The sequence below is a fragment of the Cryomorphaceae bacterium genome (assembly GCA_017798125.1).
GTDB lineage: Bacteria > Bacteroidota > Bacteroidia > Flavobacteriales > ECT2AJA-044 > ECT2AJA-044.
Genome location: CP059070.1, coordinates 2,091,369 through 2,103,692 on the forward strand (window position 1 = coordinate 2,091,369; position 12,324 = coordinate 2,103,692).

A 12,324-nucleotide genomic window follows, 5' to 3' on the forward strand; every position below is an offset into this window, starting at 1 on the left:
GTCGGCAAAGGTACAGCTTACTTTTGGTTCTTGGATTTAAAGCGGCCTTCAGTAAAGCTCCGCAGCGCTCCGTGTTTTGCGGTCCGGCCTTTGACACGCTTTCGCCACATCCGAAAGGAGCTTTCCTTCATTTCGCGGCGCATCAAGGCGCGCACGTCATTCTCCTTGAGGCCGAACTGAAATTCAATGGCTTCAAAAGGCGTGCGATCTTCCCAGGCCATCTCGATGACGCGGTCGATTTCCTCTGGTTTTAACTTGTCCAACATGTGGGGATAACAGTAAGTGGGAGAGGGGAGTTCATTATCTTTGCGGTATGTATAAAGCCTTCATTCGACCGCTGCTTTTCCTCATGCCCCCAGAACGGGCTCACCACTTTACTTTCGGCCTTGTCAAGTTCCTCCACCGTATTCCAGGCGTGGGCGCTATCAACCGAGCCTTGTTTCAGGTAAAGCACCCCAAGCTAGAACGGGAACTCTTTGGAATCCGCTTTCCAAACCCTGTTGGTTTAGCAGCGGGATTCGACAAAGACGCTAAGCTATTTCGGGAACTCGGCAACTATGGTTTTGGCTTTGTTGAGATCGGAACGCTCACCCCGGTAGGGCAACCCGGAAACCCACAGCCCCGCATGTTCCGTCTGAAAGAAGACACCGCCTTGATTAATCGAATGGGCTTCAATAACGGAGGAACAGCGGAGGCTATTGAACGATTGAAGGTCGAACGCGGAGACCTCATTGTGGGGGGTAACATTGGCAAGAACAAGGTGACGCCCAACGAGGAAGCTACCAGTGATTATGAGAAGTGTTTTGAAGCCCTTTTCCCGTACGTCGACTACTTTGTGGTGAATGTCAGTTCTCCCAATACGCCCAACTTGCGAGCGCTTCAGGATAAGGAGCCTTTGACGGCACTCCTTATGCGGTTACAAGAACTCAACACCGAAAAAGAGCTACGTAAACCCATCTTGTTGAAGATTGCCCCTGACTTGACCGATGAACAGCTCGACGATATTGTGGACATCGTTGACGAAACAAAGATCGATGGGGTCATTGCGACGAACACGACCATTGATCGCAGTGGATTGAAGATGCCAGATAGCGATTTGGAAGACATTGGCGCGGGTGGGCTCTCCGGAGCACCCGTTCGTGAACGCTCAACCGAGGTCATCCGTTACCTGCACCAGAAAAGTAATGGATCCTTTCCCATCATAGGGGTTGGTGGAGTATACACTGCGGAGGACGCTTTAGAAAAGCTAAAAGCGGGTGCATCTCTTGTTCAGATCTATACCGGATTCATTTACGAAGGACCTGCTACGGTTAAACGCATTAATAAAGGATTGATAAAGGCGCTATGAGCGAAAAGATCAGCATCATCGACTGCCCTCGAGATGCCATGCAAGGCATCAAGACCTTCATCCCGACGGATCAAAAGGTAGATCTGCTGAATGCCATCTTGCAAGTGGGTTTTCCGGTAGTGGATTTCGGCTCTTTCGTCAGCCCAAAGGCTATTCCCCAGATGCGCGATACCGCTGAAGTACTGAATCGTCTAGACCTGGACCGAACCAGCTCGGAACTTTTGGCCATAGTCGCCAACGTTCGCGGAGCCAATGATGCGGCTAGTTTCGCGGAAATCAGCTACTTGGGCTATCCCTTCAGTATTAGTGAGGAATTTCAAAAGCGGAACACGAATCGGAGTATCGAGGAAAGTCTGCACATCGTTGAGGAAATTCAAGACATTGCTTTCCGTCATGGAAAGAGCCTGGTGGTGTACTTGTCCATGGGTTTTGGGAACCCCTATGGCGAGACTTGGTCTCCTGAACTCGTCATCCATTGGTCGGAACGCCTGGAGCAAATGGGCATCAAGACCCTGGCGCTCAGTGATACGATCGGATCGGCAACTCCCGACATCATTGATCAGCTGTTTCGTCACTTGATTCCCGCACTTCCCGAAGTGGAATTTGGAGCCCACTTACACACCCTCCCAAATGAATGGCGTCCCAAAATTGACGCCGCTTGGAATGCAGGTTGTCGTCGCTTTGACGGAGCTATAAAAGGTTTTGGCGGCTGTCCTATGGCCAAGGACGACTTGACCGGGAATATGCCCACAGAGAAGCTTTTGAGCTTTGCGACGGAGCTTAAATTGGATCACGGTCTCAATGCCCTGGCCTTTGAGTCGGCTTATAACCAGGCCGTTAAGACTTTTCCAGTCGAATAAGAAGTCAAACCGAATCTTCGAAGTACATTTGTCGCGACTGAGGTGACCATCGTGCCGTAGGCACATGGCCTTAAAAGGGAACTCGGTGTAAGTCCGAGACTGTTCCCGCAGCTGTGAGCCCGTTAAGAGCTCCGCGTCATTAACCACTGCAACGCATTCGTTGTGGGAAGGGACGGGGAGTGGGCGAGTCAGAAGACCTGCCTTAGCATTTACGGATTGTTTAACCTTATCTCGGGAAAAGATATGCGATTAAAATTTTACTCAGCAGGGCTGTTGTGCGGCCTGGCCATGTGGGCAAACGCGCAAGTTTCAGAATTATCAGATTTAACCTATTTCGTCGGTTCGGGAAGTGATACCGCGGGCTTGGTCATTGATTTCCTTGATGGAAACGGATCAAAAGCCTGGGGCGTATTGTTTAACGACTCCACCGACGGAGAGAGCATGCTGCAAGCATTGGCGGCGGCGGATCCAGGGTTTACCATCAGCATTACCAGCGGGTTCTTGAACGATATAGTCTACGGTCCTCAGCAAGGGCTCGGCGGTCAGCCGGACTATTGGGGAACGTGGTCGGGGACACCCTTTTTCTGGACCTCAAATTTGGGTATCGGAACCGCGGTTATGCCCGGAACATGGTTTGGGTGCAGTTATATGGATTTCGATCCGATGATTGAGCCGACGTTACCGGTTACCGCCGTGGATGGGCCGTTAAGCCTTGTCGAAAGCGACCCGCTTGCACTGTCCTTGTACCCCGTTCCTCTTGCCGGAGAGCTCAATGTGGCTGCAGCTTATCCCGTTCGTATACAGATTTACGATGCCACGGGAAAGATGGTTGCTCAACGTGGAGATGACATGCAACATCACATCCCAACCGGGACTTGGACTTCTGGCGTATATTTGATTGTAGCGGAAACGGCGTCCGGCGTTCGGACGGTCCGCCGCGTGGTCAAATAACATGCGCAAAATACTCGCTCTATTGCTGCTGTCCTTTTCGGCCTACGGCCAGATGGATACTAATCTGCTCCCCGAAGTAGACCTTTGGGAAGTTCAGGTGCGTAAGGCCATAGGAGCAGAGGAGGTTCGGCTTGATTCGTCTTTGAAGGTGGGGTATTTCCGCTTGTCGGAGTCCATTACCGCCGAACTTCCCGTGTACATCAAATCGTACGGTCCGTCTGCGGTCGCTACCTTTTCGGTCCGAGGGACAGGAGCTCAGCACACCGACATTCTCTGGAACGGGATGTCCATCAACAGCCCTATGTTGGGACTCTATGATCTCAACTTGATTAGCCCTTCGGCCTTTGACGATGTGCAGTTCATTTACGGTGGCGCGTCCCTCGCCTCGGGATTGAGTTCCTTTGGAGGAGCCTTAAACTTGAGCAATAAGCCTCGCTTTGAGGATCATTTCGATCTCGGGCTTCAACAGGTTTTTGGGAGTTACCAAACGAGTCACACCGATTTCAATTTATCCGCATCGAACGGGCGTGTATTTTGGCGTACACGGTTGTTGTGGGACTACAGCCTCAATGACTTTGAGTATACCAATCCGCGACTGCCCGATAGTCCGACCTTTGTCAATGAGCACGCCGAAGTCAATCAAAACCAGTGGATTCAAGAAGCCGGGTTGGCCCTAGGGGAAAGGCATCATGTGATTGCCCGACTGTGGCTTCAGCAAAGCAACCGCAAGCTGCCTTCGCTCATGTCCATTTACACAGACCCGGACTTGGAATCTCGAAGTGTGCAGATCGACGTGCAACAGCGCGTCCAGTTGGAATGGAATTACACTGGGCGAAAGTGGCAATCCCAGCTCCGATCTGGTGCATCGGGTTGGAAGATTGACTTCGACGGAGATGAGAGTCTTGCGCAAACATGGCAGAACCAATGGCGCACGGTTTTTACTCCAGATAGCCTTACTTCCGTGGAATCTTTGGTTCAATACAGCTTAGAACGCGGAGAGGCGGAAGCGTATCCGAGTGGGTCGGCCGAACGTCATCGCTGGATGGCGGCGCTCTCTGCACAGCGCTCTATAGGCATTGTTACCATGGATGCCCAGGTCAAGCAGGAACGTGTCGGTGAGGCATGGGCACCATTCCAGTATCAGGTTGGCGCCGCAATTGTCTATGGTCGAGGGAATCGTTGGAAGACTTCGGCCCGAATCGCCTCTCAGGTGCGCTACCCGACCCTGAACGACCTGTTTTGGGGTGACCAGGCAGGCGAGGGCTTGAGCTACGAACACAGTCTTCAAAATGAACTAGGGCAATCATACTCAGCTACCCTAGGATCTATAGCAGTGCAAATCGGCCTCAATGGTTATGCGAACTACATTTCGGACTACATTCTTTGGACGCCACAAAATGACCTGAGCTGGTCGGCTTCCAACGTCGGAGATGTTCAGGTGCTTGGAGCGGAGGCTTCGGTCGAGGTTGAACGTGAGTTAGGTCCTGGTCAGACGCGCTTAACCGCAAGTTACTCCTTCACCCAAAGCCAAGATGAACAGGGAAATCAGTTGATCTTTATACCGCTACATCAGGCTCGAGGTAGAGCACTGTACGCTGTAAACTCGTGGACTTTTTCCGTGCTTTTCGTCTTCCGTGGAAAAGTACACACGGACCGAGATAATGATTTCTACATGCCTTGGTATCAAACGGCGGACGCCCGGATTTCCTACCGATGGAACTGGGGACGTCACCGCTTTTCTGGATTCGTCCAAAGCGCGAACATCACGAATATTGAATATCAATCCTTGCCGCTGCGCCCTATGCCTGGACGAACGGTACAATTAGGACTCCAATGGAATCTAAGCAACGAATCCTTCTAGTTTTTCTTTGTTGCGCTCTCGGATGGCTAAGCGCATGTCAGAACGAAGAGGTTGGCCCACAAAGCAACATTGGGGAGTCGGACGACATCTTTGCCTACGACGACGGCGTTCTTATCGGAAATGAAGGCACCTTCACTTTTGGCAATGCCTCGGTTGATTACTATCAGCCTGAGAATGGCGTTCATGCTTCAGGGGTCTTCGATCAAGTGAATGGCCTTCCACTCGGCGATGTCTTGCAGTCCATGTACCTCGATGACCGGGACTTGTACTTGGTGGTCAACAACAGCGCCCGAATCGCTGTGGTTAATCCCTCTACCATGCGCCTACGGCGCGATTTCGGAGCTCTGGGCTCTCCTAGATACGTGCGCCGCTATGGCGAACGGCTTTTCGTTTCTCAGCTATTCGACGGTAAGCTATGGGTTCTAGACGCCAATACGGGAGAGGTCTTGAACAAGTGGGATACTCCGGGCTGGACTGAGCGTATGGAACTCGTAGACTCGATGCTTTGGGTCGAAGATCAAGTAGGAGGGACGCTTCTAGGTTTTAACCTTGAACGAGACACTCTTCAATTCCAAACAGACCTTCCTGGCGGGATATCAGATTTAATCGAGGCTGAAGGCCGACTTTATGCTTTTGCTCACGCCGCCGTTGGCTCTGATTTAGTCGAAATAAATCCGATCTCAGGCGAAATCATGAGATCTTCGGATTTCGGCGCAATGGACGCTTCCTTTCTGAATTACAATACTGATGAGGACGCCTTTTATTTCTGGGCTGGAGGTGAGATTCGGAAGTTTAGAAGGGCTGATTGGGTATTACAGCCTGCGTCCCTCTATGAAACGGGCAACGCCAATGTAGGCGGGTTCGCCTTAGATCCAGGTACTGGAGACTGGTACTACACGGATGTTCTGGATTTTGCCACTCGGGGGTGGCTGTATCGCCTAGATCCCTTCTTTGCCCCGCTCGATACAATTCGTACGGGCTTTATTCCACGGATAATACTTCGACCCTAAGAGAGCGCCATCAATCCCACAGGCCGGCGGACCGATCGCCGACTTCTGCTCCAATAGCCACACCCATTCCACCCATGCGAACCGCACAACCAACCCGGTCCGTGATTCGCCTAACAATGGGCTTTTTCCCGGATCCTACAGCCATGATTCCAGCCCATCGATGCTCAATTTGGAAGTTCTTTCCTGCTAGAATTGATTGTTCAAGTAATAGTTCTAAGTTACTCTGAATCAAATTACTGGTTTCGATAATGTCACTGTTCTCTCCTTTGAAGTCCAGGTGACGTGCTCCCCCTAGAAGGACTCGATGCTCGTCTATAGGACGAAAGTAGTAGAAGCCCTCTTCTAGATGATATGTGCCTTTCCATGAAATGGGTTCCTTCGTCTGAGCGACCAATACTTGGGCGCGAGCAGGTTGGAGATCCAATCCAGAAATAATGCGCCCAGTCAGACCATTGGTACACACCAAGAGCTTATTGGTTTTTACATTCCCAATCGATGTCGAAATGATCACTTCTGATGCTGAATCTTCCCAGTTTGTGACCTCTACATTGTTCCAGACTTGGATACCCGCCTTATTTGCCTGACGCAATAACCCTTGAACCAACAACCAAGGGTTCAATGCTCCTTCAAGCCTTAGTTCTGCGGTGCCCAACATCTCCGGGAAATCCGAATTACCTGAGTGCAGTCTTATAGACTCCGATTGACCAGTAGCTTGCTGGTACAATCGATTAAGCCGATCTTTTTCATCCTGTACCTGCCTCCAGGAGTCTGCATCCGAAGGGCGAAAAAGCTCGAATCCTCCACATGCTTCGTATTCACAATCCTCGCGTGGCACCCAATTAAAGAGCTTTTGAAGCCCCTCGTAGCGCATGGCGAGTGTATCAATAACTTCATCTTCTGATCGCTTAGAGAGATCGCTCAATAGTTCTGTAGGTGAGCCCAAACAGGCGAATCCGGCGTTTTTAGTGCTTGCGCCATTAGGGAAAATCCCGCGTTCAACAACGCGGATCCTAGCTTTCGGATGAAGTTTGCGGTAGGAGAGGGCACTGCTTAGGCCAACGATGCCGGAGCCAATAATGACCAGATCGACTTTTTCCTCGACAGCGCGTTTTTCCCAATGAGAAAATAGGCTCATTAGGCCTTAGCCAACAAAACGGATTTATTGGCTACCCAAGAATATAAACCAAATAGAGCACCGCTGTAAACCAAGGTTCCCAAGGCATCATTGCGGAAAAAGGGAATAGCCGCTTCATAACAGAGGAGGAGTCCTTCAGCCGTGGCCGGGTAAATGCTTGTAGCGCTCAACCAAACACCGAAATTGGTGATAACGAAAAACAATAGAGCTGAGAGCAAGGAGCCTGAAAACAGTCGTCCAACCGAAAACTTTGAAAGGAGTTGCTGACCAATCATGACCGCTAACACCATGGCAAAGGCCATGTATGCAAACCCTTCGGTAAAGAAGACGAAACTGTCGTAATAGCTTGCGTAGAGGATGTTGTTGATCAACAGATCGCTGATCCATAGCGCAAGGACGGGTACTAGGAAAGCAAAGCGCTGACTTTTCAACTGAGCACCTGCGAACAAGGCAATAGCACCAACGGCAGTGAAATTAGCAGGATGAGGAATGAGGCGACTGAGCGCGCCAATAAGAATCAGTAGGAATACGAAGCGTTGCTTTGACATAGTTTTCAGCTTGGGCTTGTAAAATTAAGAATTCTATTTGAGCCCTACCATGCTTTAAGGCTGTAAAGGGGCAAGCCCGCCGTAGTAGTACCAAAGGGCTCTTTTCGTGCGGTACTTCTGACGGAGTTCAATGAGTTTCTCTACGCTTTCGAGCCACTTTAGCTCTCGCGAATTCACCACAAAAAGACTGCTCTCTCCGCTAAAAAACAATCGCGTTTCGGCATTGAGTAATGCGAGATAGCCATCTACAGCACCGTCGTACTGATCCACCTGCTCACTGAGCACGACCAATTCATTCCGCAAAGCTCCCCAGTAGTTTCTCGTCTTGATCCAAGATTCACTTCGCTTTAAATCCGTTTGCTCGACTTTAAGTCTCGATTGCTTGAGGGCAAAGCGTTCATCTCGCAAGAACAGGGGCAGCTCCACTTTCAAGCTCCAATAATGGTCGTTGAAATCAAATGTAGGGCCTTCGCTTCCCAGTGTCGCGGCATCCTGTAACAGGTCATAACGCAAGTTGGCCTTAGGTAGAATCTTCTGAGATTTTAGCCTTTGATCAAAACGCAAAAGGTCAATTTGACTAGTGAATGCTTGCCATTTTGGATGGTTGTTCTGAAGACTGTCAATGCTCAGGCCTTCTTCGAAGGACGAGAGTTCGTAGGAGTAAAGTTCCAATGGCTCTGGGCGTATAGAATCTGCCAACACCAAAGAAGTCCCTGTGCTGTCCCAGATAAATGAACTCAGTTCAAGCTGGGCATACACATAGGTTTTCAGCGCCTCCTGTCGAAGCAATCGCCTATTCTGCCATTGAATGCTGGCCTCAAGGGTATCAATAGCGGGATAATAACCCTCTTCATATCCACGTACAGTATTGAGGTAACGCTCGTATGAAGTCAACTCAGCGTTTTGGCGCGTCAGCCAAACAGAGTAACTCGCAGCCCATGCCCAATACGCCGCCTGAGCGCGGTAAAAGAGATCATTCAGTTGATCGCGCACCTCATTATCTGTGACTTCTTGTCCGGCTTCTGCGATGCGTACTGCCGTTCGCTCCTCATCGGTGATAAGCCCTTGCAAAATCGGTATTTCAATTCCCAAGTACCACAGACCTCGTTCGGGCAAATCATTTTGCGGGTTGAGGAATTCACCGCGGTTTTGATCGTATCCCATTTCGAAAGAGGGCCCCAATCGGGTAGGAACGGTCAATTGTCCTCCAGCCATGAAGTAGTACTCTTTCTGATCGAAGTCCTTGTTTTGGATGCTACCGCTCAAAACGGGATCAAAGAAACCCTTCATTTGGCGGATTTCTGCGTCCGCAATGCTGCGCACACGCTCGCTTTGACCAACAAAGGGGTGATATTTCGCTACCCAATCCATGTAGACGTTGGGAGGCAAAATGGTGTCTTGGGCAAAAGTATTCAGCCCGATGAGAAGCGCTACGAGGGCGCTGAAACGTCTCATTTTTTTCCTCCGTTCATCACGCCTTTATCCTCTTTAGACAATGGAGTGGGGTTGATGTAGTACTCGGGCGGGAATCCGTTGAGTTGTCGCCAAATCTCGTACCAAACCGGCACGTCATTCAGCAACAGTATTCCATTAGCTCCGGCACCAAAACGAAGGGGCTTTGGCCATGCTTCTTCACTGGTATCGGCTCTAAGAATAACGCGGTATCGTCCATTGGGACTAAGGCTGTTGTCCACGGCAAATACTTCCGCCGGAAAGGTTCCAAAAGAGGTGTTGGGCCATCCACTAAAGACAATAGCGGGCCAACCGTCAAATTCTACTCGGGCCTTTTGTCCTGGGCTTATCAGCGGCAGGTCTACCGGACGAATGAACATTTCAACAGCGAGTTGATAGCTCAAAGGCATCAATTCTACAATAGGAGCTCCTTCTTTGATGTTTTCACCAATACCCGTTTTGATGGCCTTGGTTACAAATGCATCCTGTGGCGCCTGTACATAGTAAAAGGAACGTCGAATGCGGTAGTTCTCCAGCTGATTCTTCAGTTTGGCAATTTGCGATTCGACTTCCTGCAGGCCACTTTGAGCAGAGAATAATTCAGAACGGGTTTTAGCGATCTTTTCTCCGTACTCGGCGCGTGTGGAGGCCAATTCGGTTTGCTGATTCGCATAATCGTTGTTCGCCGCTAGAGCTTTGGAGTTCATCTCCTGTAGCTTTTGCCAGCGCTTCTCCCGCTCAAAACGCGATACCAATCCATCGTCAAATAGGGTGTCTGCTCGTACGTATTGAATACGAGCAAGTTCGGCGGCGATATTAGCCGCGTTAGCCTTCAAGCTGTCCGATTCAACCTTTAAGGCCAGCTGTTTGAGTTTGAGGTCCCGCGTTTGAATCAACTGATCAATCTGATCTTCCTGAGCATTGATCTTATCGGCATAGGCTTCTGCGCTTTGCTCCTTAGCGTCCAACTGTTCCTGTGTACGTTCCAAAAGCTCCGGGTCAAAGTAGGCATCCTTGATCTCGCTAATGTGAACTAGGGTATCTCCTTTTCTAACCGTATCACCCTCTGTGACGTACCATTCTTCCAAACGGCCATCAATGGTGCTTTGAAGAGTTTGGATGCGCTGCTGAGGGTAAAGGCTGGTTACCTTACCTGTTCCACGAACGTTCTGGGTCCAAGGCATAAACAGCATGATGAATATGATGCCGAGAAAACCGAGCAACCAATAGGTAAACACTCGAATCGCCTTGGCGCTATTGGTGATTCGGAACGAGAGGTAGCGCTGCTCGTCCACCTTGCCTTTTATGGTGTTGGGGCTGATGTTTAGCATGGTACCGTTGGGAATTCCTCGTTAAACCAAGTTCTTGTTTTTGCCGTTTCCCAGTCACAGGTGTCGACAATTCGGCCACTTTCCATGTACCAAATCACGTCACAGCGTTGAACCATTTCAGGGTCCTTTGTTGAGACGATCATGGTCCAAGGCCGCTCTTTTCCGGTCAAATAGTCCGCGATGTCGTTCGTTTGTTCCTGTGTCTGTATTTGACCGAAGTCTTCCAGCAACAACAATCGCGGGTTGTGGATAATGGCACGGGCCAATAATATTTTTCTTGTGACAGCTCGAGATAGCAACTTACCTAAGGGCTGCAGTTCGGTATCGTAGCCATGCGAGAGGGATTCAATCCAGCGTCCGAGTTGAACGACTTCAACGGCTTCCCGGACTTGAGGGAAGGGCATGGGGCGTCCCAGAGTTAGGTTGTCCAGTAATGTGCCGTGAAACAGATCTTCTTGCACGAGATTGTCTCCAATCATGTATCTGAGGCTCTCAAGGTCCCAGTTGTTGAGTGGAATTCCTTCGTAGCTGATTTGCCCCTCTATTTTGTGGAAGAGTCCGGCAACGGCGGCCATAAGGGTTGATTTCCCGCTTCCACTCGGACCCACTAGAGCAACCTTAGTTCCGGCCGGGACATCCAGCGATATGTCCTTTAGGGTGTAATTCTGTTCGTTGGCGAAGCGATAGCTGAGCCCATCGGCCCGCAGGGCCAAAGGAGCAACGCCAGGAAGGTCGTCGGCGCAAAGACCATCGTCTTTTTCTAAAGGAAGATCTGTTACGACTCCAATTTTTTCCAAGCCCGTCAAGACATCGTAAATGGTTTCAATATTGTTGATGATCTTCTCTACCGAGTTGATGATCAAGATGATGATGATCTCCGCGGCAACGAACTGACCGAGGTTCAATTCTCGGTTGATGACGAGGACACCTCCGAGGATCAAAAGGCCTCCAGTGACCAAGAATTTAAAGGCGACAACATTGGAGAATTGGAAGAGTACAACTCGGAAATGCTCCTTCCTTGCCTTCAGATATTTAGTCACTAGCGTATCGGCTTTACCCTCGGGTAGCGTTGACTTCCCTGCCAATTTAAAGGTGTTCATGGTCCGTGCTAGCTCCTCGAGCCAGTGGGCCACCTCATACTTGAAATTTGATTCTTCGATACTCGTTCTCAGCCCTTTAGGAGAAGTAAAGTAAAAGATGACAAAGAGGAGAAGGAGGAGGATAATTCCGTATAGAACGAAGAATGGGTGATAGAAGGACAGCAGTATCAGTCCAAAGACGATCTGTAGAACAGCCGTCACGAAATCTATGAGGATTTTCGGTAGGCCTTTCTGAATGGTGAGCGTGTCGAAGAATCGGTTGACCAATTCAGGTGCGTGACGATAAAGGACGGATTCCGTTTTAATCCTGGGTATGCGGTAGGCAAACTCGAATGCACTTCGTGCGAAAATTCTCTGTTGGATCAATTCGATGATTTGTACTTGTAGAATCTGTAGAATACCCGTGGCGAGAATTCCGATAAGAACGATAGCTACGAGAAGAATCCAACTATTACTGACGCGCCCAGCCATGATCAAACCAATAATGGCCTGAATCCCGAGAGGGAGCGAGAGGTTTACTACACCACTAATGATGGCAAAGGTGTAGACGTAGAATAAATCCTTCCGATCATTGGCGAGAAGCTGGAAAAATCGCGTCACCGGGAAGATGTTCTTCGAGGCCATAGGTTTGTGTTTTACGTTGCAAAAATAATAGTAATACTATTAATATGCAATAATAACTCTATTAGCAAGACGCAAAACACGTCTGAAGGTTCACAGAATAGAGG

Annotated in this window: 11 protein-coding genes and 1 riboswitch; of the genes, 5 read left to right on the forward strand and 6 right to left on the reverse strand. The window is 49.8% G+C overall.

Annotation, left to right across the window (positions count from 1 at the left end; all coding sequences use genetic code 11):
• Window positions 1–17 precede the first annotated feature (17 nt).
• Window positions 18–266, reverse strand: coding sequence for a TIGR03643 family protein (locus tag HZ996_09230; GenBank protein QTN39312.1), 249 nt, complete (start codon window positions 264–266; stop codon window positions 18–20).
• A 47-nt stretch (window positions 267–313) separates the two neighbouring features.
• Here HZ996_09230 and HZ996_09235 point away from each other — a divergent pair, with 47 nt between their 5' ends.
• From HZ996_09235 to HZ996_09255, 5 genes are all read left to right on the forward strand, one after another.
• Window positions 314–1,348, forward strand: coding sequence for a quinone-dependent dihydroorotate dehydrogenase (locus HZ996_09235; protein QTN39313.1), 1,035 nt, complete (start codon window positions 314–316; stop codon window positions 1,346–1,348).
• A complete protein-coding gene (locus HZ996_09240) occupies window positions 1,345–2,208 on the forward strand; it encodes a hydroxymethylglutaryl-CoA lyase (protein QTN39314.1) in 864 nt (287 codons plus the stop codon). The genes HZ996_09235 and HZ996_09240 overlap by 4 nt, the downstream gene beginning before the upstream one ends.
• A 23-nt stretch (window positions 2,209–2,231) precedes the next feature.
• A riboswitch (cobalamin riboswitch) is annotated at window positions 2,232–2,428 on the forward strand.
• Window positions 2,429–2,451: 23 nt separating this feature from the next.
• The gene (locus HZ996_09245) at window positions 2,452–3,159 is read left to right on the forward strand and encodes a T9SS type A sorting domain-containing protein (protein ID QTN39315.1); all 708 of its coding nucleotides are present in this window, start codon (window positions 2,452–2,454) and stop codon (window positions 3,157–3,159) included.
• A 1-nt stretch (window position 3,160) separates the two neighbouring features.
• A complete protein-coding gene (locus HZ996_09250) occupies window positions 3,161–5,020 on the forward strand; it encodes a TonB-dependent receptor plug domain-containing protein (protein ID QTN39316.1) in 1,860 nt (619 codons plus the stop codon).
• The gene (locus HZ996_09255) at window positions 4,993–6,030 is read left to right on the forward strand and encodes a hypothetical protein (protein QTN39317.1); all 1,038 of its coding nucleotides are present in this window, start codon (window positions 4,993–4,995) and stop codon (window positions 6,028–6,030) included. The genes HZ996_09250 and HZ996_09255 overlap by 28 nt, the downstream gene beginning before the upstream one ends.
• A 10-nt stretch (window positions 6,031–6,040) precedes the next feature.
• Here the strand turns inward: HZ996_09255 and HZ996_09260 are convergent, their stop codons facing one another.
• The 5 genes from HZ996_09260 to HZ996_09280 are packed head-to-tail and all read right to left on the reverse strand — an operon-like array spanning window position 6,041 to window position 12,220.
• The gene (locus tag HZ996_09260) at window positions 6,041–7,165 is read right to left on the reverse strand and encodes an FAD-binding oxidoreductase (GenBank protein ID QTN39318.1); all 1,125 of its coding nucleotides are present in this window, start codon (window positions 7,163–7,165) and stop codon (window positions 6,041–6,043) included.
• Complete coding sequence (locus tag HZ996_09265; GenBank protein QTN39319.1) at window positions 7,165–7,713, reverse strand: hypothetical protein; 549 nt, start codon at window positions 7,711–7,713, stop codon at window positions 7,165–7,167. The genes HZ996_09260 and HZ996_09265 overlap by 1 nt, the downstream gene beginning before the upstream one ends.
• A gap of 54 nt (window positions 7,714–7,767) precedes the next feature.
• Complete coding sequence (locus HZ996_09270; GenBank protein ID QTN39320.1) at window positions 7,768–9,168, reverse strand: TolC family protein; 1,401 nt, start codon at window positions 9,166–9,168, stop codon at window positions 7,768–7,770.
• Window positions 9,165–10,496: an HlyD family efflux transporter periplasmic adaptor subunit gene (locus HZ996_09275; protein ID QTN39321.1), complete on the reverse strand. Its 1,332-nt coding sequence runs from the start codon at window positions 10,494–10,496 to the stop codon at window positions 9,165–9,167. Before HZ996_09275 ends, HZ996_09270 begins: the two co-directional genes overlap by 4 nt.
• Complete coding sequence (locus HZ996_09280) at window positions 10,490–12,220, reverse strand: ATP-binding cassette domain-containing protein (protein QTN39322.1); 1,731 nt, start codon at window positions 12,218–12,220, stop codon at window positions 10,490–10,492. Before HZ996_09280 ends, HZ996_09275 begins: the two co-directional genes overlap by 7 nt.
• Between the last annotated feature and the right edge of the window lie 104 nt (window positions 12,221–12,324).